This window comes from Paraburkholderia caledonica, assembly GCF_000383275.1.
Lineage (GTDB): Bacteria > Pseudomonadota > Gammaproteobacteria > Burkholderiales > Burkholderiaceae > Paraburkholderia > Paraburkholderia caledonica.
In genome coordinates, this window is the sequence record NZ_KB911036.1 from 58,017 (window position 1) to 79,734 (window position 21,718).

At 55.4% G+C, this 21,718-nt stretch carries 18 protein-coding genes and 1 pseudogene; 15 read left to right on the forward strand and 4 right to left on the reverse strand.

The annotated features are described in order from the left end of the window. The first annotated feature begins 73 nt into the window (after positions 1-73). The gene (gene hisC / locus H281_RS0110050; RefSeq protein WP_020066981.1) at positions 74-1,153 is read left to right on the forward strand and encodes a histidinol-phosphate transaminase; all 1,080 of its coding nucleotides are present in this window, start codon (positions 74-76) and stop codon (positions 1,151-1,153) included. Positions 1,154-1,219: 66 nt separating this feature from the next. Here hisC and H281_RS0110055 read toward each other — a convergent pair whose 3' ends face one another. Next, the gene (locus H281_RS0110055) at positions 1,220-1,477 is read right to left on the reverse strand and encodes a YfhL family 4Fe-4S dicluster ferredoxin (protein WP_013337947.1); all 258 of its coding nucleotides are present in this window, start codon (positions 1,475-1,477) and stop codon (positions 1,220-1,222) included. A 663-nt stretch (positions 1,478-2,140) separates the two neighbouring features. Here H281_RS0110055 and H281_RS0110060 point away from each other — a divergent pair. The 11 genes from H281_RS0110060 (at position 2,141) to H281_RS0110110 (ending at position 16,526) form a co-directional block, all read left to right on the forward strand. Continuing rightward, the gene (locus H281_RS0110060; protein ID WP_020066982.1) at positions 2,141-4,729 is read left to right on the forward strand and encodes a DEAD/DEAH box helicase; all 2,589 of its coding nucleotides are present in this window, start codon (positions 2,141-2,143) and stop codon (positions 4,727-4,729) included. 1,287 nt (positions 4,730-6,016) lie between these two features. Next, the gene (locus H281_RS34500; protein ID WP_020066983.1) at positions 6,017-7,036 is read left to right on the forward strand and encodes an SPFH domain-containing protein; all 1,020 of its coding nucleotides are present in this window, start codon (positions 6,017-6,019) and stop codon (positions 7,034-7,036) included. Continuing rightward, the gene (locus H281_RS0110070) at positions 7,037-7,708 is read left to right on the forward strand and encodes a hypothetical protein (RefSeq protein WP_020066984.1); all 672 of its coding nucleotides are present in this window, start codon (positions 7,037-7,039) and stop codon (positions 7,706-7,708) included. It abuts the gene before it with no gap. Beyond that, positions 7,705-7,944 carry a membrane protein insertion efficiency factor YidD gene (gene yidD, locus H281_RS35925; RefSeq protein ID WP_241077859.1) on the forward strand — a complete coding sequence of 80 codons (240 nt, stop codon included), beginning with the start codon at positions 7,705-7,707 and terminating at the stop codon, positions 7,942-7,944. The genes H281_RS0110070 and yidD overlap by 4 nt, the downstream gene beginning before the upstream one ends. Before the next feature lie 13 nt (positions 7,945-7,957). Continuing rightward, positions 7,958-8,224 carry a hypothetical protein gene (locus H281_RS34505; protein WP_020066985.1) on the forward strand — a complete coding sequence of 89 codons (267 nt, stop codon included), beginning with the start codon at positions 7,958-7,960 and terminating at the stop codon, positions 8,222-8,224. Between the two features lie 8 nt (positions 8,225-8,232). Further along, a complete protein-coding gene (locus H281_RS0110080; RefSeq protein WP_020066986.1) occupies positions 8,233-10,035 on the forward strand; it encodes a tetratricopeptide repeat protein in 1,803 nt (600 codons plus the stop codon). Positions 10,036-10,387: 352 nt separating this feature from the next. Further along, positions 10,388-11,242, forward strand: a complete 855-nt coding sequence (locus H281_RS35615; protein ID WP_164701852.1) for a hypothetical protein — start codon at positions 10,388-10,390, stop codon at positions 11,240-11,242. Positions 11,243-11,390: 148 nt separating this feature from the next. Continuing rightward, positions 11,391-12,893: a hypothetical protein gene (locus tag H281_RS0110090; protein WP_020066988.1), complete on the forward strand. Its 1,503-nt coding sequence runs from the start codon at positions 11,391-11,393 to the stop codon at positions 12,891-12,893. A 746-nt stretch (positions 12,894-13,639) separates the two neighbouring features. Then, positions 13,640-13,987: a hypothetical protein gene (locus H281_RS0110095; RefSeq protein WP_241077860.1), complete on the forward strand. Its 348-nt coding sequence runs from the start codon at positions 13,640-13,642 to the stop codon at positions 13,985-13,987. 1,455 nt (positions 13,988-15,442) lie between these two features. Further along, on the forward strand, positions 15,443-16,183 hold the full coding sequence (locus H281_RS0110105) for a hypothetical protein (RefSeq protein WP_020066991.1): 741 nt from the start codon (positions 15,443-15,445) through the stop codon (positions 16,181-16,183). 64 nt (positions 16,184-16,247) lie between these two features. Beyond that, on the forward strand, positions 16,248-16,526 hold the full coding sequence (locus tag H281_RS0110110) for a hypothetical protein (protein ID WP_020066992.1): 279 nt from the start codon (positions 16,248-16,250) through the stop codon (positions 16,524-16,526). Between the two features lie 137 nt (positions 16,527-16,663). Here the strand turns inward: H281_RS0110110 and H281_RS0110115 are convergent, their stop codons facing one another. Continuing rightward, positions 16,664-17,293 (reverse strand): hypothetical protein, encoded by a 630-nt coding sequence (locus H281_RS0110115; protein ID WP_020066993.1) that lies wholly within the window; start codon positions 17,291-17,293, stop codon positions 16,664-16,666. Between the two features lie 94 nt (positions 17,294-17,387). Between H281_RS0110115 and H281_RS0110120 the strand changes: the two genes are divergently transcribed. Then, positions 17,388-17,735: a hypothetical protein gene (locus H281_RS0110120; protein WP_020066994.1), complete on the forward strand. Its 348-nt coding sequence runs from the start codon at positions 17,388-17,390 to the stop codon at positions 17,733-17,735. A 57-nt stretch (positions 17,736-17,792) separates the two neighbouring features. Here H281_RS0110120 and H281_RS34515 read toward each other — a convergent pair. Continuing rightward, a pseudogene (locus H281_RS34515) lies at positions 17,793-18,404 on the reverse strand (porin); the annotation flags it as partial. A gap of 224 nt (positions 18,405-18,628) precedes the next feature. After that, a complete protein-coding gene (locus H281_RS0110130; RefSeq protein WP_027804467.1) occupies positions 18,629-19,195 on the reverse strand; it encodes a tyrosine-type recombinase/integrase in 567 nt (188 codons plus the stop codon). Positions 19,196-19,454: 259 nt separating this feature from the next. On the opposite strand from H281_RS0110130, the gene H281_RS0110135 reads away from it, so the two are divergent. Further along, entirely contained in the window at positions 19,455-20,417 is a 963-nt protein-coding gene (locus H281_RS0110135; RefSeq protein ID WP_020066997.1) for a phospholipase D-like domain-containing protein, read from the forward strand. Between the two features lie 407 nt (positions 20,418-20,824). Beyond that, positions 20,825-21,715, forward strand: coding sequence for a sce7726 family protein (locus tag H281_RS0110140; protein WP_020066998.1), 891 nt, complete (start codon positions 20,825-20,827; stop codon positions 21,713-21,715). The last annotated feature ends 3 nt before the right edge of the window (positions 21,716-21,718 follow it).

Genomic DNA, 21,718 nt, shown 5'->3' on the forward strand with positions numbered 1-21,718 from the left:
CCTCGTTCCAGAGCAGCAAGAGCGGCCGGAGCGCCAACCCCAATCAACCGCGTTGCAACGATAGGAGAGCGCTTTGAGCCGATACTGGAGTGACATTGTTCACCGTCTGACGCCGTATGTGCCGGGCGAACAGCCCCTGCTCGCCCGTCCGGTCAAGCTGAACACCAACGAGAATCCCTACCCTCCGTCGCCCCGCGTGCTCGAGGCGATTCGTCAGGAACTCGGCGACGCCGGCGAGTCGCTGCGCCGCTACCCGGACCCCACCGCGTTCAAGTTGCGTGAAACGGTCGCCGCCTATCACGGCATCCGTGCGGATCAGGTGTTTGCGGGCAACGGCTCAGATGAAGTGCTTGCGCTCACCTTCCAGGCTTTGCTGAAGCACGATAAGCCTCTGCTGTTCCCTGACATCACGTACAGCTTCTATCCCACGTACGCGAGGCTTTTCGAGGTCGACTACCAGACGATTCCGCTCGACGACAGTTTCGCGATCAACGTCGACGACTACGCCATTGCGAACGGCGGCATCCTGTTTCCGAATCCGAATGCGCCCACCGGACGTCCGTTGCCGCTCGCCGATATTGAGCGCCTCGTAAAGAAAAGCGCGGATTCCGTTGTGGTAATCGACGAGGCCTATGTGGACTTCGGCGCCGAATCGGCGATCGGACTGATCGACCGCTATCCGAATCTGCTCGTCGTGCAGACAGTGTCCAAGTCGCGCTCGCTGGCAGGCATGCGCGTCGGCTTCGCCTTTGGCAACGCGGAGCTGATCGACGCGCTCAATCGTGTAAAAGACAGCTTCAATTCGTATCCGCTCGACCGCCTCGCACAAGTCGCCGCGCGCGCGGCTTACGAAGACGACCGGTGGTTTCGCGACACCTGCGCAAAGGTAATTGCAAGCCGCGAGCGATTGAGCGCGGGACTAACGGCGCTAGGCTTCGACGTCGTGCCGTCGGCAGCTAATCTGCTGTTTGCGCGTCATGAGGCCTACGACGCGGCAATGCTCGTATCGCTCCTTCGTGAAAGGGAAATTTTCGTGCGCCACTTCAACGCACCGAGAATCGACCAGCACCTGCGCATTTCGGTCGGTACCGACGCGGAATGCGGCGTTCTGCTCGACGCATTGCGCGACATCTTCAGCGCTTACATCGGCTGAGCGGATCTGCGCAAAAAAAACGGCGAGGCCCGTGCCTCGCCGCTTCGCGTTTTCACCGCAAGAACATCACGCGCTCTTTGCCGCCTGCAGCGCGTGGTATTTCGCCATCAAGCCTTCCGGCGTTTCGAGGTGCTCGGGATCGCGCGGAATGCACTCGACCGGACACACCTGGATGCACTGCGGTTCGTCGAAATGACCGACGCACTCAGTGCACTTCTTTGGGTCAATCACGTAGATTTCCGGGCCCATCGAAATCGCGTCGTTCGGGCACTCGGGCTCGCATACGTCGCAATTGATGCACTCGTCGGTAATCATCAGGGCCATGCTGCCACCAACTTTGCTAGAAAAAACAATATATTATAGCTTTTCAGCCTTCCGCACGGTCGTGCAAAATTCCCCGAAATCCACGTTTGTGAGTTGCGGCTGAGTTGCACAGGTGTTGCAAACTTTGCAGCGCGCAAAGTCGAGACAGCACGCCAAGCCATGAGCTGCAAGACGTCTTAGCACAATTGCGACGTATGCGAGCCCGAGTGCCGGAACGACGCGATTTCGATGGGCCCGGAAATCTATGTGATCGCCCGGTCCTTTGTTTGCCTGCGATCGGTATCTTCTCCGGCACAAGCGCAGGCAACGCGCAGCGTACGCCGCAACATCGCGATTTGTCGGTTGCGCCGACTTGTCGCAGACTTTCCCCCGTTCGAATGTCTGAAATCGGACCCGGAACGGACCGTCGACCCAATGCGGAAGTCATTGAACCGACTGGGCGGCACAGCCGGCAGAGCGTCTCTTGCGAAGGCGGTACTCTCCGCCCTCGCTGATGACTTAGGTTGCCGCGTGGACGAGTACGGCTCCGGCATTTCCGGCAATCCCAGTCCTCGAACATATTGCGTTGGTGCCGGTGAAGACGTTGGCTGTGACGGAGATCGCGCTTTATCCGGCGGGATCATAAAATTGCGAACGACACCTTAACCAAAAGAACTGAGAAAGATGGCCTTCAAAACACCACCGATCGATGCGTCTGTTCCGGAGACGCCCGACAAGTTGTTCCGTGAACTCACGCGTCGAAAATTCCCTGATGTCTTGCCGCATCAGGCGGAAATCATGCAAGCCTACGCCGCGCAGGCCATTGATCATCCCGATGTCGCTCTGCAACTGCCGACGGGTAGTGGCAAAACGCTGGTTGGACTGTTGATCGCGGAGTGGCGTCGCAGGAAATTCAAGGAGCGTGTCGTATATCTTTGTCCGACGAGACAACTGGTCCATCAGGTGGCGGAGCAGGCTAACGAAAAATATGGCTTGTCGGTCGCGACCTTTGTGGGCAAACAGCGGGACTACACGCCGGCAAACAGGGCTGACTACCAGCAGGCGCAAAAGGTCGCAATCACGACCTATTCGGGCCTGTTTAATACGAACACTTTCTTTGACAACGCTGACGTCATATTCGTCGATGACGCGCACGCCAGCGAAAACTACATTGCCGCTCACTGGACACTTCGTATCAGCCGGATTGAGGAAGCACATGTTGCACTGCATCAGGCCGTGACAAACGCACTTGCGCATTACCTAGCGCCGACGGATCTGTCGCGTCTTCGTGGTGTCTGGGAAGACGTGGTCGACCGGACCTGGGTCGACAAGCTCGCAACGCCCACGCTCCTCGCCGTCAAGGATCAATTGATCGAGATCCTGGATGCGCACACCCAAGGTAATGAATTGGCCTACCAATGGTCTTTGCTGCGTGACCATCTTGACGCATGTCATGTGTATCTGTCGTCTCAGGACATCCTGATCCGCCCGTTGCTTCCGCCGACATTCTCCCACGCAGCATTCGAGGTTGCTCGGCAGCGTGTCTACATGTCTGCGACGCTGGGGGTCGGTGGTGATCTCGAGCGGCTGACAGGTCGCAAGTCGATCAGGAGATTGCCTGCCCCAAAGGGATGGGACACGCAGGGCGTCGGTCGACGGTTTTTCATCTTCCCTGAAATGTCATTGACCAGTGCCGAGATTCCGACGCTGCGAACCGAACTGATGAAGCGCGCGGGGCGCAGCGTCGTCCTCGTGCCGAGCGACAAAATGGCGGACACCATCGCAGACCAGGTCGATGAGTCGCTTGGCTATCCGGTATTTCGTGCGGGCGACATCGAGGAGTCCAAGGCGACATTTGTGAGTAGCCCGGACGCTGTAGCCGTCGTGGCAAACCGGTACGACGGCGTTGACTTTGCCGGGGACGAATGTCGCCTTTTGTTCATCGAGGGCTTGCCCAAAGCAATGAACTCCCAAGAACGGTTCCTGATGACTCGGATGGGCGCGAATACGCTCTACAACGAACGAATCCAGACTCGGGTCGTGCAGGCAATCGGCCGTTGCACACGATCGCTGGAGGATTTCTCCGCAGTCGTGGTGTCCGGGGAGGAGCTGCCTGACTACCTTGCCGACATTCGCCGGCGCGAGTTCTTCCATCCTGAGCTGCAGGCGGAGATTGCTTTTGGCACATTCCAGTCTAAGGACACCACGATCGCTGAATTGATCGAAAACTTCGAGATCTTTCTTGAGAACGGGAAAGCGTGGGAGGCCGCCAACCAGTCGATCGTGGATGACCGGAACCGCAAGCAGCAAACGTTCCTTCCTGCCATCGCGGAATTGCAAACAGCGGTGGCGTGGGAGGTCGACTATCAAACTGCGTTGTGGCGGCATGACTATGAGGCAGCCGTAGGCGCGGCAGAGCGGGTGCTCGGCGCTCTCGCAGCACCCACGCTTCGTGGGTATCGGGCACTCTGGAATTACCTTGCTGGTTCTGCCAGCTATCTGGGCGCGAACTGTGGCATCGCATCACTTGAATCAAAGGCCCGGCACTATTTCCGCGAGGCTTACAAGTGCGCGCCGGATATCAGTTGGCTCACTGCGTTCGCTCGACGAGAAGTCAGTGATGCTGTCGCGGCTGACGCTGCCGATTTCGCGCTGCAGCGGCAGGTAGAAAGGATTGGTGCCGAGCTAACCCGCTTGGGTGCTACGCACGACCGCGAGTTCGCGAAGAAAGAGAAGTCGATCCTCGAAGGGCTTCTGGATCCCGCTCGGTTCGAGCAGGCTCAGACCGAACTCGGCAACCTGTTGGGATTCATTTCCGGAAAAATTGAGGCGGAAGGGTCGCCAGACCCTTGGTGGATTTCAGAGTCGCGATGCATTGTTTTCGAAGACTATGTCGACACCACCGCAGAGGGGGAACTGAATGTCACTAAGGCTCGGCAGGCGACGTCACATCCGGATTGGATGAGGGCGCACGTCAAGGAGTCTGAAGGTTGCGAGTATCTGCCTGTATTGGTATCGCCGGCTCGAAACATTCGGAAGGCCGCAGTGCCGCACGCAGAAGGACTGCTCTATTGGGAGCTCGGTCATTTTCAGAAATGGGCCGAGACTGCGTTGCAAACCGTGCGCGAGCTACGATCGACCTTCTTTGAGCAGGGGGACCTCGTTTGGCAAGCAAATGCAGGCGCACTGCTCAAGGAACGAGGCATCGACTTCGCGTCAATCTGTGGCTACCTCCAGGACAATGCCGCAGTTGATTGCATGACTCACGCGTAAAATCTACTACGGCGATTCCCAACCTCTGGCTGCGCCGTCAGGCGCAGCCAACGATCTCGTCCACCGATACCTCGGCATTCATCTGCGTCGCGTGGTTTTAAGGGTGGCGCAACACTACATTGTCGACGACCTTGCTTGAAAAGCCGACTGACTGCTATTGGCCCGACGGCAGCCGAAACGTTGCAAGCATCAATCGACGTAGCATTCGCCGGCGTCTTCACGATGGGCATTGCTAGTTTTGACATCCCGACCGGAGGACCGGAGCGTACCGCCCCGAGTCGATGTAGCTTGCGAAACGGCTCGTCACCGCCCACTTTCGACGCTCCCCCTGTCGCCGCCCCCAAACTGCGCAGCACCGAAATTGGAAAGTCCGATTGTCGGACCTGCGCATAACAAGAAATTCGACATGTGGCGTCCCGGAAACGTCACTTGGCGTCTGGCAGCGCGGCTTCGGCGCGGAGCATGTCCAAAGCTACAGAGCGCGCCAAAACGCCATTCACTCAAATTGCGCTTCGAGCGACCTGGTGTGTGCGAAGACGCCATGAGCCCGGAAATCTTTTGGATCGACTGGACCTGTGTGGCTGCGGTCGGTGATCTTTTCCGACGCTGGCATCGCGCAGCCTAACGCCACAACATCGAGACTTGTCGGTTGCGCCGACATATCTTGGTCGCGGACCTCAATGTAAGCTGCACCCCGTTCAAAATAGCTGAAATCGGCCCGTTGCAGGCGGTCGCGTAACTGTGAACCCGTCGACAGCTAACGGCGTCGAACCAACGCCTGAACGCCCTCCAGCAATGCATGCAAACCAGCGGTTTTTTGACCGAGAGCACCGGTGCGATGAACCTACCCTAGAGCTGACGTTGCAGCCTTCAATGGCAGCTTCCGGCAAGGTGGACGAACGCGTACTGCCGACATCGATAACCGGGCGCCCACGAGTCGTCTCTGGCATTAAGACGTCGGTTTCGCTCCGAAATGGGAGCACCAGATGCCCACTACATATCTTTTGTCATCAAACCTCCCGTCCGATCAATCATCACGCCCTAAAGTTTCCAAAAATTCGGTCGTTATAAACCGAGTGAGCAGATGCAATTACCTTTGTAAGCATATCGTTATAAAAATAATAGCGGACGCACACGCGAGCACGGATCTGGCGGTTTCTTTATCCCACAACAGACGCGCTTGCTTATCCTGGGTACCCGGGACTGCAACGCTAAGGTCCTGCACTGTTGCGATACGGACGTCTGGCGATGATCGGGCATATCAACTGAATAACAACGCACGAGAAGATGGCAATACTTGACTTGGTGAAGTGGGACGCGCAGAGCGACGCGTCAGTGGTGTGGAAATGCCCCTCCCAAGAACTGTCGACGTGGACCCAACTCATCGTCAATGAGTCGCAGGAGGCCTTTCTGGTTCGAGGGGGCGTCTATGAAGGCCCCTTTGGCCCAGGCAGACACACTCTCTCGACGGAAAATATTCCGGTCATCCGCAACCTGTTTGGACTTCCTTTCGGCGGCCGCAGCCCTTTCACAGCTGAGGTCTGGTACGTCAATAGGGCGACCAACTTGAACGTCAAGTGGGGCACCCCGGATCCGATCCAGCTTCAGGATCCGAAATTTGGCATCATGGTCCCCGTTAGGTCGTTCGGCCAGTACGGCATCCGCATTGAAAACAGCAAGTTGTTTCTAAACAAGATCGTTGGAACGCTCCAGTCTTTCGATGCAGAGGATATTTCCCGCTACCTGAGCGGAGAACTCATCAAGCGAATCAAAGGAGAAGTCGCGCGCGCGGTGAGCAGCGACCGGCTGTCCATTCTAGAAGTGAACGCGAGTATCGAAGCCATCTCCGAGAAAGTCAGGCAATCGATGCTACCGCACGCTCAGGAATATGGCGTCACGATTCCCCAGTTCAGCATCCATTCAATCAACGTACCGGAAGACGACGCTGGAGTCGCGAAACTCCGCGAGGCGCTGGCCAAGCGCGCCGAAATGTCCATTCTGGGATTCGACTATCAGCAGCAACGCAGCCTCGATATTCTGCAGGCAGCCGCTTCGAATGAAGGGGCCGCCGGCTCGCTAATCGGCGCAGGCTTTGGTGCCGGAATGGGCATCAATCTCGGAAGCGGTATGGCCAGAGAGTTAGCCAAAATCGTCCCGTCGATCGAGGTTCCGTCACCGGCTGGGCAACCTCGTCTGTCGATGGAAGAGAAGATCAAGCAGCTCAAAGAGCTTTCCGAGTTGAAGAGCGCCGGTATTCTCACCGACGAAGAGTTCGCTCAGCAAAAGTCACTGATATTGGGGTCGTGAATGAGAGCGCTTGTTGTCGGCGCGGGGGCGATCATCGCGTTGAGTCTCAATGGCGCGTTGATTTTGCTTCTGCCTGCTGCTGTCGTCACGACAGCGGTCTATGTGAATCTCGTCATGCTTGGTCTCAGCGTGTTTTCGCTTTTCGTCGCACCCGGATCGGCTCGGGCGACCGCAAGCAATGCGAGTACGATCGCATCGCTCGGGCCACAATACTTCGTTAGCGGACTCCTCATCGCGTGCGCCGTCACAGCGCTCTGGGCTGCGACCTATGATTTGCCGTCCGTGGCCTACGCACTCGACGTACTCGCGTGCGGCGGCTTTGTGTCTGCGCAGATTTTGATCCGCGTGAGTCAAAAGCGGATCGACGCCGTGACATGCAACGATCACGATCGTGGGCATAACCGAATCCTATTCAACCGCCTCGTGGATCTGCGCGACAGCCTGAGTGACGAATCGCTCCGCGAAGCGGTCGATAAGGTCGCCAACAAAGTCCGCTACGGGCCATCGCCCGCACGGGAGGTGAGTCACGGGGTCGATGCCGAACTGAACGCGTTGATCGCAGCTTTCGCCGATGCGAACGACGTGTCCGTCACCCGTGCTTCGGTGCGACAACTCGACGAACTTGTGGGACGCCGCTCGCGGATTCTGCAGGATTTCAGGAGTCAGTCGTGACGCTGACCAGACTGCTGCTATGGCAAATCGTCAGATATCGGCGCGGACACGTCGGTGCTCGTCTTCGCGCGTCTGCCCAATGCATTTACACACCGTCGTGCTCGAAATACGCGTTTCAGGCAATCAGGCGTTACGGATTGGTACGAGGGGGGAAATTGGCGGTTGGCCGTGTGTGCAGATGTCGGCCGATGCTTTATGAAGGCGGCACTGATCCGGTGCCCAAAAAAAACCAGTAGAGCGGAAAACAAAATGGAATACGAATACAAAGTCACTAATTTCAAGGCGGAAGTCACGACGGCCGATGTTCGCAAGGGCAACGCGGGGCGCAAGGTCACAGCACAACTGGAAGTCCTGCTTCAGGAGCACGCGCGGGACGGCTGGGAACTGCAGGGTCAATACACGTTTGACGTGCAGGTAAAAGGTGGTTGTTTCGATGCGCTGTTGAAGATTTTCAATCAAGCGACTCAGGACGGCGACTTCAAAATCTATCAACTCGTCTTCCGTCGTCCTATGTGAGGTGCGCAATGAGCCCGTTGACATGCAAGCAATGTGGTGCACCGAGCGCTTCTGCAGCACGCAAGTTCACGTGTGACTACTGCGGAACGCTCAACGTCGATGAAGAGTTTTTCAAGCACTTGGCGAGAGATACAGAAGCCACGACAGAAGACCGCTTCTATCAGGTGGCGCTGTCGCAATACCTCGCCAACGATTTCGTGGAAGCCGAGAAAAGCCTGACGTCTTGCGTGACCCAGTCTGCGCCTTTCTCGGCGGATGCGTGGATTTATCTTGCGCTTTGCAAGGCGCGTCTGCTGAAGCCCTCAAACTTCGATAAGAGTCTTGCATTGACGCTGCAGTACATCGAGCGCGCTTCAGACCAAGCTGGCGACTCTAAAAATGTCGCGTACTCACGAGTCGTGCTCGGAAACCAGTTTTTGGAATCCGCGACCCGCGCAATGCAGTATTTCTTTGCGACGGCGAAGAAAAAATATGTCGCCTATGGCGAGAACCGCGACGCGGCCCAAAGCGCCTTTGACGAGGCCGCCCGAGGCATCAAGGCCGTTCAGGACGTTTTCATCCTGCAGCCAACCGATGCATCTTTGCGTCTATCGGTTGTTGGCTCAATGCTTGACGTACTTATAGAACTAGAAGGTATGGGTGTCGCGAAGTCGAAGACGCAAGCGTTCAAGGACTTCTTCGTGAACATTGCTCAAACGACGTCCGGTGATGGTACTGAAACATTCAGCAAATGGCTGGCCGTTCAACAGAAGGATGTTCAGCGGCTCTTGCGGAAAGTTCAGGAAACCTCGCAAATCTCCTCTGCGCCGAATCGCTCCGAAGGAGTTGGGGCCGATGAGGCAGCTGGCGGCCTCCTCCAGACGTTCAAGAAGCCTAAGATCTGGGTTCCCGCGACGCTTATTCTGCTTGTCCTCATCGGTGCAGGAGCGGCGGGTTCGAAGAGGAAGGACGTAGATTCTATGGCGGCTGTAGGCGCGGCTACACCTGCCTCTGTGTCTCCAGCCGTTCAAACGGAGGCACCGACGCAGGAGGCGCTCGTGAGCCCATCAGACCAGCACAACGAGAATGTCCAGACTACCGCTGCCGCCGCTGCCAGTGCGACGTCCACCGTTGCGGACGCAGAAGGCACGAATGCAGGGCAGAGCCAACGCGTGACTGCTTCCGTTTCCGAATCGGCTAGCGATGCACCTGCGGGTGTGCAGGACTCCAGTGCCGTTCGGCCCGTCAGTTTTCAAGCTAGCAACGTGGGTTCTGCGACAGGCAGCTTTGGTGTCAAGGCTCCCGCGTCTGCGGCCGGGTTGCTTTCAGAGATGATCAATGCCGCCGCGAATGCGGTCAAAGTCGCGGATTTGAAAGCTCAAATCGAGGCGCTCTCCAAGCCAGCGAAGGGAGACCGCAAACTGGCGAGAACGACGAATGAAGTTGCCCTCAAGGCGCTGCAATCGGGTGACGCCACCGGCGCAGCTGAAACGCTCAAGACGGCAGTGCTTGCCGATCCATCGGACGTTGAAGTCAGAAATAATCTTGCGTTCGCGCTCTATAAAGCGAACGATCTCGATCGTTCCGAAGCCGAGCTCGGGACGGTGCTCTCCCAAGCACCGGGGCGGACGTCCGCGTGGGCCAATCTCGCAGACGTGTACGCGAAGAAGGGCTTAGCCGATCAGGCAACCGCTTGCTTTGTGCTCGCTTTTCAGTTCTCGTCCAATCGGGACAAGACGCTGACCTACCTTCGCGGTATTGCCGACAGCGACGAAGACGCGAGTATCAAGCTTGCGGCAGCGAGCGCGCTGACATTACTCTCGAGTCAGTAACTCTGCGGCGCGACGCTTCCCGAGAAATAAGGTTGGCTTTTTTGGGGGCGTCTTTACCTATCGATCGAAGCTACTGGCTCGCGTAGTTCTTGGCCGATCATCGCCTCATGCGGAGCGCATAGCCGGTGCGAATCTCGCGCAGCTGCCCCAAACAATCTCGCTGTATCACGCCGATGCAGTGCTGAAGTCTGCAGGACCGACTATCGGCACTGCGCATAGCAGGAAATTCGACGTATGGCTTGCCAGAAACGTCACCAAGCGTCTGGCCGCGCTGCTTAATAGCGGAGGGAGTGCAAAGCTATAGAGCGCGCCAAAACGCCATTGCAAGCGTCCTGCACTTCGACGGAGACGTATGTGCGCCAGTTGCAGCAAGGCCAAACCCGCGTCGCTGATTGCCTCAACTGTCGGTGTGACCGACAATCTACGGCTTGGCAAAAAGCCGACATGCGCTTGGCCGCGTGGTCGGTGGTTTCACCGCAGTGCCAACTCCGAATCCGGAGAGCGCCGCAGCGCCGCCAACATACCAATCACCGCAATCGCAACAATATCTATGGCCCCAGATGTGCTGCACCAACGAAAAATCGGCGAACCGTTCTCGAAACACGCAACGGTCGAGGAAGCCACATCGGAAGTCCTGAAGAGCCTTACATTTTTATTTCACGTCGTATGCCCTTCTGACGAGAGCAGCTTCCATGACCAAATCCTCATCCCCGTACTTGGTGCGCTTCAGCAAGCCGATCACCCTGAGCCCCTAAATATCAACCTTCGGACTCACTCTCCCCAATTCGAGTTCACGCACGAAGCGTACATGCCCTCTATGGTCAAGTCATGCGCCTACGCGCTCCTAGCCACAGTGGCGGAGGAAAGCGGAAACGCCGATGACGCACGGTCGCACATCGGAAATGCTCAATATTTTCTCGGTCTGCTGGAAGGATTGGTGTTGGTGGAGCCGGTCCTCGCTCACGCAAATACTGAACGCGGCAAATCAGGCGCAACCAAACGTGACGCGAAGTTCGAGCCGCTGAGAGATCTGGCGAGAAAGCTAGCCGGAAAGAAGAGCTATCCGAGCAAGCGCAACGCCGCCTTGTCGATCAAGGACGAGGTGCTCGCTGCGGCAAAGGATCACGAGATCTCCCTTTCCGAAATGCAAGCGGAACGCACGATCACTGGCTGGCTAGACGGTATGCTGTTTGGTAGCAAACCGTGAACGAGTGCCTGCAAACGGTTAACCGTTTGCAGGCAAGCAGCACACGTCAAATAGCAAGCGGGCTATTTTGCATTTCCACTCCTGATTAAAGTTCGTTTCGTCGATTAACTGATCGGCAAATTAAACGAAACATTAACTGGAGCAATATATGGAATTCCAAAATACGCAAGCATCCCTCACATCACAAATTCTCGCTGCCCAAGCAGCCGAAGCCGCCGAGCACCTCGGAATGGCTCAATTGGCAGCGGGAGAAAATTCGCAAGCGAAAGTCATCAAGTACGCCGATATCGCACACCGATCCAATCAGGTGCAATCCGATCAGGCACAGCAATCCCATCGGGCGGAGCAACCGGTACAGCAACCCGAACCCACGCAGCAGCACGCCACGTCCGAAGATCGTACCTGCGGCGTCACTGCCAACTTCACGCGCCTCGTTGCAACGGCAATTACGCTTGGCAGCGGGTCGCGCGAAAAGTCGAGGCAAGCGTTGCACGCGGACTACATTGCAGCGCACGCATACGAGAACGCGGGAGATCACCAGAAGACCTACGAAGCCGCGCTCAAAGAACAGTGCGCAGCAGCCACGCCCAAGATCAAAGTAACCAAGGGCAAGACTACCCCGATCCACATGATCGTCAAGCTGACCTTCACTGACGCGACCAAGCAATTCGTGTCCGACAAGGTTCTCGTGCTGCGAGTCGCACTCGCCCATAAAGTCACCCCAGACGGATTTCTCAAATGGCTCGACGACGAGCACGGCGAGCGCGAGATTGTCGAAACCTACAATCGTGACGGCTCAAAGAAGCAGCCAAATGCCGAGACCGAGACCGCAGGCAAGAGCACCATTGAGACGCCCCAGCGGCCTTCGAAGGCCGTTTTGGATCTCGTTCGCGAACAGTTGAAGTCATCGGCTCTCATCACACTTGGCAAAGGCAGCGTTGGAAATACGCTCGACGACCTGCAGACTGACGTTGAGCTTTCGGCCATCGTTGTGCTTCAGGCCGACGGCATCTTTGTGGTCAAGACTGTCGTCGAAGACAGCGAAGCGGTCGATGCCGTCTACACAGGTTACTACAAGGAAAACGCCGAACAGATCAAGTCCGCAGCTACCCGGCAGAAAATCGAGGAAATGCTTGAGCAAGCCGACGACATCACCATTTCCGATATCCGCAAGAAACTTGGGGATGAGATCGCGGACAAGATCAAAGGTGCGTGGGAAACCGATCGGCAATTCAATAAGGACATGTCCGAGACTCCCGCTGCGCTTCAGGAATACGTCAAAAAGCTGCGCGAAGCAGATTGGTGGCGCAACACGTACGGCGAGAGCGCAGCTGAATCTACTTACCAAGCTGCGCTGGATGAGCTTGAGCAGACGCTGGAAGCTGATCAAAGCCTGAGGCAGCACCTCGACCGAGATTGGAGTGACGACATTTCGCCCGACAATGAATCGGTTCCGCGGTTGAATAGCTCGAAATCGATGGAGCGAAAAGGCGACGGACCTCAAATCATCAGCAAGGACCAGTCATTGCGCAATGCTCTGCGGGCGGAACTTGACAATCTGCGCGATACGAATAGCGCGGACACATGCACCGCAACCGCAGCCTTGGCCAACGCCATGCAACTGGCCAATAAGCACCGTGCTCTGAACTGACATTACCCGCTGATGAGAAGTCCGATAATCGGACTTGGCGCGGACCGTGTCCTTTGGCACGACACCAGCCCTGCTCCAACTGATGCATGCCGTCTGACGCGGCGAACCTCAGCACCTAATGCGGAGCCAACGATCCAACCTGACGAGTCCTCGCGAGTAACGAAAATGCCTTCGTCTATGGTATTTTTTGTTACTCGTCGCCGTCCTCAACACATTCTCGCACCACGGAAAGCCGACCAAGGGCAAGCACGGAAATCAACAACGCTCACTGCGATCTACTGCAGGTTGAAGGCTCGCATGCAAGTCAGCGGACCGTCGTCCGATAGTCGGACTTTTCGCAAAACGGCGTGCTCGTACCCCCCGTCTCTCGCCGCGCTCCGCTCATCTGAACACTCATTTCCCGACAACGCAGGATCCTGCGTCGCCAGCCGCGCAATAGCACCAGCGCTCCACAAGCAACCAACAGACTTAGACACTCTGTTGATCGGACGGGTCAATACGCTCCCCGCTAGGTTTGGCCTAGCGCACGAACCGAGCAAAGTCCATAGAACCCTACCGCATCAACCTTTTCTTGATGATCCAAAGCTCCCTCGCTACCCTCCTTGTACCCCGGCATCGCATGATGCTGCTCCGATACGAAGTCTTGTAGCTTAGACCATATGTTCGCGATTACTCGCTTTCACAATGTTATGTCGCTGTACCAACGCCGGTACGCAACCGCTTTCGCAAAAGCGCTGAATACATCCGTGTTCGCCGCGAAAGCGCTCGACATCGGGCTGTCCACCGGCGAAATCTCGCTCGACAAACTGCACCTGCTGCTCGGTTGCAGTCGCGGTCAGGCGATCGGTGCCGCGTTCGACTTGCAAGAACACGGTCTGGTCAATGACATCGAATCCACGAGAAATCGGAACGGCGAATACTTTCTCGTGGCGATCGATGCTCGATGCGAAGCTGCCAGACTGTATCGGACGAAGCTGGAGCAACGTAGCCGCGAAATGGGCCTGTACGACGTTCTTGAACGTACGTTGCCAGCCTTGCAGATGATCTTTGTTGAGGCGCTGTCTGTGATGGAGGCGAAGCATATCGGGCATTGACGGATGCGCCCCTTGCTCGGGCGCTTGTTCCGCTCTGATCGACCGGTAGCGAGAAACCGCCGCGACCATAACTCCCCCTAACATCCAAGCGCTTCAACGCAGACGCAGCAGCACCCCTCCCTCGTAACGGCAGCTGCGCGCGACGCCCACACGGACAAAAAATTTTGCGGCTGCTCTAAAGTTCGACCTCACGTGGCCGAAAACCAGGTGTTGACGTTACGATGCGCCCCGAGCCTTGCGTGCTTTTGCCCAAACCGATATAGTTTTTATAACGATGAACCTGAGAGAAAACATAAAAACGGAACGGGTCTCACGGACCGATCGGCTAGCCATGTCGTTGCAGCCGGTCAGTCGCGTTCCCAGTCAATGGCTCACGTACTATCCGACCTTTCAAAATGCGCTCCGACATGGAGAGACATCATTCCAAACGGTGCCCCGACAAGCCAAGCTTGTTGTAGCGAGCCACACAACAGCCGATGCGGCGGAGCAAATCATCGCGTCTGGGATTCTGGACAACCTTCGTGTCTCGTACGTTGAACTCAGTACACCTTGCGTCGTGGAAGCTGCGGAAGCTTTCCTCTCTACGCACACAGCGAACTCAAAATTGCGTAGCGACCACAGCGCCATATCGCTTGGCGACCTCGCAGCACAGAGTCCGTATCGAAATTTGCCCCCGGTTGCAAGGCCACCGTGTTTGCTTCGTCCCGGTGTTGGAATTTTTCTCAATGGCTGGATGCGCTTTTTTGGCTATTGGAGACGCGGTGATCACACCATTCCGCTTCTTGCAATTGACTGGGCCAACTTCTATGAACGCCTAAAAGTCACATATTGCTGATCCAAAGCGAGTTGACCAGCTTCCACTCGTCAGTACCGTTCGACGATTCTGTACCCGCAGCGATAGCTGATAACTAAATTTAATCTAAATGAAACGCAAATTCTTATTCGTGACGATCATCGGCGTAAGTGTTGTTTTTTCTGGGTGTAACAGAGCCACGCCCAACTCGCTGCAAGAAGGTCAAACGGACACAGCCCCGCAGCGACAAGCTTCAATTGTCGACGTTGCTGAGGAGGCGGCAGAATATTATTGTGGATATAGCATCGCCAATCAGGTAAGCGACAACGAGATACGCAATTCGATGCGAGAGAAAGCCGAGGAAAAGTTGAGAGACATCCGTAGTGCCATCGCGATAAAAGGTTACTCGAATAGAGTAGTCTCCGTAACTACGATGATTGGAGACGAAGCTACTCGATATGTGTTTTCCCAAGAGCAGAGCCTCCCGACCGCGTTGAGTAAAGCCCCGGATGACAGGGCGAGATACTTTGTGGAACTATGTTCGAAGCACATCCGATCTACTGCCAAGTACGCGAATTTGATCAACACCAATTTATAGCCCGAACCTATTCATAGCGACCAATAACATCACTGAATACTCGTCTACCGATCATAGAATATCCATGAGCAAGAATCACAAAAATCTTCTCTTGATTGCGTTTGCATGCTTAAGTTTTCTCGCTAAAACTCCCGTCTTTGCTCGCGATAGCGGCGATGAACCCGACCCGCAAATTGCCAAGCTTGCGGCATCCATCTGCGCAGGCAACTACAACCATCGGTTTTGGAATGATGAAGTACCGGCCATGAAGGATATGAGAAGCGTCGGAGCCGCAAAAATTGCGACACTTCCTCCTTTGAGCGCGGGCCAAGTGAATACTATAGGCACCGACGAAGCAACGATCATTTTCCAGATGGTTGAAGAAACCCCCGATAAATCGATCAGCCCGCAAACAGTAATTGACCTCTGCGAGAAGATGGTTCGCCAGAATGCCAGTCTCGAGTACTACTTTCCTGCGGGCCAACATCACAAGCGGACCGTAGCGAATGAAAAAGCATTCCGAGGCGCGACGGACTACTGCCAAGCGCAGTTCAACGGGAAGGTGTTGGGTAAGGAATACGAGGGATACGCGCTCGGCGCCACCTTGGACGAAGAGCGTCTATGGCCTCAAGTGGATAAGGATGCGGTCAGGCAAGCGGGAATTGAGGCGGCACAGCCGATACTCGCGCAGCTTGGACCCAATGGAAAGATCAAAAGCTATGAGCGGCTTAACCAAGCATGCAAGGCAATGGCCTACATGAACGATGGGCTACGGCAGCGCTTTCCCGCCACCGACAAAGAGGTCGTTCTTCCATTGTCTCGTTGATTTACCCGGACCATCTCCTTTCTTTTGTCGATTTCTTAGACTCGCAACATTTCATCGGCATAAAATGAAAAACAATATTATCATTGGATTGCTTACGCTCGGGTGCTCTTTCAACACGTTAGCCGCCTTACCACCCGATTACTGCGATCGTCAGGCTAATCTATGGAGTCTGATCGTCAGCTTTAAAGACCAAGGCATCTCGAAAGGCGCGATCATGGAACATATGGACCCGGACAACAAAGACACCGTAGATACGATCTATAACTACAATTGGACAAACGCCGAATTTACTCGAAAGCGAATCAAGCAAATCTGCATTCAAGAGATGGAAAAAATGAAATGAGACATCCAACTTGGTCAATGGCTCTTTCGGGCCGTTGCGCCCAAGTGCCAGGCGATAGACTGCATAAGGGGGCCCGGCTGCGCTAATGATCGCGCCGACAACGGCGCGAAGGGGAGTGTGAGGGAATCTTAAGCGAGTTACGTGACGTGGCGTGCTGACTGGTTGTCATATGCCCTCTTTAAGGCCAGTTGAACGTTGAACATCCCGTTCGACGTATGGGAAGTACTTCGCTGTTTCGGCAACAAGGCCAGGATCCCTTTCATCACATACAGCATGGTCAACGCACCGGTCAGGTCGCCCATGAACATCATGACGAAACTTTCGCCAATGCTCTGCGTATTGCCCTGCAGCGCGAACCAGATGTGGTGCAACAGCGGATTCGCAACCGAGTACGCAACGGCCAGTACGAGCAGTCGTTTGGGCGTAAGATTTGTCAGTGATGCCTTCAGGTCGTAGCGCTCCAGCGCAAGCCTATACACGAGATAGGGCGCTAGCGAACCCAGAATGGCTCCCGCAATTGAGCGAACCGGGTCGTGTGGAAACCAATAGAAAAAGTTCATCAGCAGACCGCCAACCAGCAGGCCAACGAATCCATCAAACCCAACCAGCAACGTACTGAGAAGCCGAACACCGGACGGCAGGAAGATCCAGTTTATGCCTCGAACGAATGACGTGTGAGTGAACACCTCCTGGTTGATCCACAGTGAGACCAAAAACGCGATCAGAGTCCCGGTGATCGACCAGAAATGCAAACGTAAGCTAGACATTGCGGTAAACTATTCGTCCTTGTTGATTATCGAGCGAATCATAACGCGCCTGCATGTCGTCCCGCGAGCGCCTATCCTCAACAGTGCGTAAGCAATGACACGTCCTGCTGATATCTACCTGCGATTCCTGCAACTGACCGAGGCATTGCGTGGTTTGCCTACGCTTGCCGCGCTCGATCCGCTTGAAGAGCGGATACTTGAGGTTGTAGCTCGCGCAACACAGACCAAGAACCGTCTGTCAGTACGCGACATGATGGCGCAAAGCGAGCTGGGGTCGCCCGCCACATTACATGCTCGAATCACATCGATGCGAGAAAAGGGCTGGTTGCAGCTCAGCGATACCGAAGACACTCGTCGCAAGCAGATCGAACTGACACAGGCTGCGCTGAAGCACTTCGACAAGCTTGGGGAAGCTTTTGCCAAAGCAGCGAAGGGCATCTGACCTCCCTCACACGGCCGGTCTAACCGACAGGTCCGACTATCGGACTTGCTGCGGCCGTCAGAAGAAACTCCGCAGGCCAATTGCAACACCAGTCTGGCTTGACCTTCCGGGTAACTCCACCGATGCGGCCCCATCAACCTCGTTGAAATCGACCGTGCCATACACAGTAGTGCGCTTCGATAATGAATATTCGACCAGCGCGACAGCCGTGTAGCGGTTCCCACTGCCTTGCGTGCCCGTCGCAGTCGTCGCGTTGCGCATGTGATCGTAATAGAACGCGGCGGAAAACAGTAGCGGATCGCTCACCTGCCACGACACACCAGCGAACGGCCCGTCATCAGTCCGATCCGTGTTCTTCAACTCGATAGTGTCTGGAATCGGCTGTTCAGCAAGCAACGAATCGACAAGGCCCGTATTGTCGCGAGAGCGCATATAGCCGGCATACAGTTTCGTCGCCCCAACCGCGTAGGCGAAATTCGCATGAACGAGCGTCTGCTTGTTGTTCGAGTTGTCGCTGACCTGTTGCATGCCGATGCCGACGCGGATGGGTCCATTCACATAGGACCCAAGCAACGCGTACATGGTGCCCGCGCCAAGATGGCCGGGAAGCTGACCTGAGAAGCCATCGGCACCGGTTGACTCGAAGTTGCTGCCGAACGCGATGCATGCAGAAAAAAGCTGAACCACCCTCTCCGACACAGAAGACGCTCGCCGCAAACAGGTCGAGCTAACGCCCAGCTGCCCTTCGCCACTTCGACAAACTTGCCGAGGCATTCACGAAAGCTGCAACGGGGGCTAAGGTTTGGACTTAAACTGTCGCTGTACCTGACAAGTCCGATTATCGGACGCGTTCTGCGTTATTGCGTTGGGCATCTCGATTTAATCGTGATGTTTCAAAGCAGATCGACGGCTGCTCGCTGCATCTCGTCGTTGACGTCAATATAACGTTGCGTCGTCGAGATGTCCCGGTGCCCCGCAAGTGACATGAGCACGCGTACGCCGACGCCCTTGTTCGCCAGATTCGTGATGAATGAGCGTCGACCTGAATGACTACTTGCGCCGTCGATGCCCACCTCCTTGTAAAGCCAGTGGAAGTATTGGCACAGTGTATTGGCCGTGAACCCGGCCCGTTTCTGTGTAGCGAACAGCGATTTGTCGGTTGACCGACATTTCAGCGTCGCGACGTACGACGCCAGTTCTTTGCGAAGTCGCTGGCCGATAAAGACGGTTCGTGCGTGATGCCCTTTCGTCTGCTCCGCAAGCAAGCGGATTTCGAATTTAATCGAGTTGTCTGCGTTCAACACGTCGCCAATACGCAAGGCGGCGACCTCGCCTACACGCATACCGGCCCAATGCGTCAGCAGTAGCATTGCTCGATTGCGCGCTGCGTGCCGGTTCAACGAAATGTAGGTAAGTACCTGCTTGAGTTCCTTGTCGGTCAAAGTCTTGGCCTGTTTCACGTGCTGATCTCCGAAACCAATGAATTCCACACGCCAGAGGGTGCATTCTTTGGTTAAGAGAATCAACAGATCATTGACGAGTCCGGATCCTCATAGGAAACAAGCACTTACGCCGAAACCAAAGCTTTTTGCTATTTGCTTTGGTTTTTGCCCAGACTTCGACCACGGGCGTTCGCATTCTTTTCGTGAGACAATTTGCGAGTCCTTTTCTCATTGCCCCTTTGGGCGTTCTAGACGCCCGTCACGCTCTTCAAAAAAAATGCAGGCATACGCCCACTTCGAATCAATTGAGCAAGAGATCCTAAAGCTTCTGGACCGCGCGCAGATCAGTGTGCGAATTTGCGTTGCTTGGATTAGTCCAGTTGCTTATCAATCGGTGTTCACTCGACTGTCTGCGCGCGGCGTGCAAATTGATGTGATCTACAACGACGATCACATCAACTCCCGCTCCGCGGTGAACTGTATGCAGGGAGTACAGTTACACCCCAGAAAAGCGAGACGTAGCGCTCTAATGCACAACAAGTTTTGCATAATTGACGAACGCATATTGATCACCGGTAGCTACAACTGGTCTGGCAATGCGGCGAACCACTTTGAGAACATAGTCGTAGTCGAGGATAACTTTAGCCTCATCAACAGCTATCTACATGAGTTCCATGATCTACTGGAATTGGACTATGCTCAGGTGAACCAGTATTGCCCTGTTTGCAGAAGCGTTACCTACAACGTAGTCGTGTTGGGCGACGAATCCGGCAAACATGCAGAAAGCCAAGTCGAGCTTTGGAGCATCTGTACCAACCATAGTCATGCGCGCCGCTTGGGCCTGATTTACGAGAATTTTCTTGCTGCCCAATTAGGCTTATACGACGAATACGACTTCCCAGAAGACTACGACGTGGAGGATCGCGAGAGCATGCTCGCGCGCTTTCGCCGCGAGCGAATTCGGATAAGCGACGCTCAGAGTCTTCTAACGTGGAGACAGCTAACCGATGCGGCAGGCCGCACATATCCGGTCAAGCTTCACGCTGTGGGAAGAGTACTCATGGAGAATTTTAATGAATTTAACAAGGGCTATGCGACGGTAGAAGAGTGGGTATTGGCGATTGGTTGGCGTGACCGCTGGATGCGACGTCATATTCCAAAAGTATTGGAGGAGTGGCAGGGAAATATCTCCGACATCATCGACAGCCAGCGTGGCCATGGATGTACATGGAATCTCTGAGCAACGTAGGCCGAGTCGTCGTAAGCCGCATCAGTCCCGCATCCTGCCCAGCAGGAAGCACCAAACACTTGCGAGGAAAGAAAAGGTTTTCAATCATCTCTTGCTGACCTACTGACCGCCGCCGCCCTCACCCGACAAGCGGCGCGTTAGCGCGAGCCGGTCTCGAAAAGTAATAGATAGAGGTCTTCGTTGCAAAGCAGAAAGCTTCGCTGCGCAGAACATCTGTGCCTGTCCCGCAAAACCGCATCGCAGATGCGTGTGTCGCAACCTGCATATCCCCGACGCACCAAGTAGCAAGAAAGCAAAAATGGTATAAAATCGACTAGTTTGGGGTATCAAGCCCACAAAACCGGGTGGAGGTCGGAGTTCGCAAGGCTCAGACGGAACAGAACGGGCCGGAGAGAACCATGTCATTAAATGCAAGGCAGCTGTCCGCGCTTTCTCGCCTTTTCTCGTCCAGCGTGTTTCGTGAGTTGGCCAAGAAGGGCCGCTCCCCTTTGTTTGCTCAGTTGCTTGCAGAGACAGGTATCTCAGGTGCAAATCGAAGCACTGCTGAGACCGTCAGCTCGGCGTTCGACAACGCGTTCGCCGTGCTCCGGCAGGCTGGCATACGCGACGAGTATGTGTATCGAGCTGCTCTAACGCATAACATTTTGCTCGGCCGCCATTCTCTGAAGACGGCGAGCATGCTGACAGAATTTCGAGCGGGCTCCTGCAAGGCGGACCTTGCGATCCTGAATGGCACCGGTACCGTCTATGAGATCAAATCCGACCGAGACTCCCTCGCGCGGTTGGCAAATCAAGTTTCGAATTATCGAAAGGTCTTCGCGAAAGTTTATGTAATTGCGGGGGAGGCGCACGTTCAGGGCGTCATTGACAATACACCGCCGGAAGTTGGTGTACTAAGTCTCGTGCGATGGGACCGAATCTGTACCGTCCGCGAAGCGGTAGAACGCCCCGATTTAGTTTGCCCGCTGACTATCTTCGAGTCGTTGCGTGTCGCTGAAGCGCGGACCATACTAAGGAATCTGCGGGTCCCTGTGCCCGATGTCCCCAATACGATGCTGTGGGGTGCTCTGCGTGAGTGCTTCAAGACGCTCGCACCCGCAGACGTGCATCATCAGATGGTTTGCACATTAAAGAAAACGCGCAATTTGGCGTCACTGAGCTCGCTGGTTGACCAGTTGCCTGTTTCGCTTCAACCAGCCGCTCTGGCAATTCAAGTGCGTCGCGCGGATCATGATCGCCTAATCGAAGCGGTGCGAACGCCGCTGGATGAGGCAATGACTTGGGCATAACGA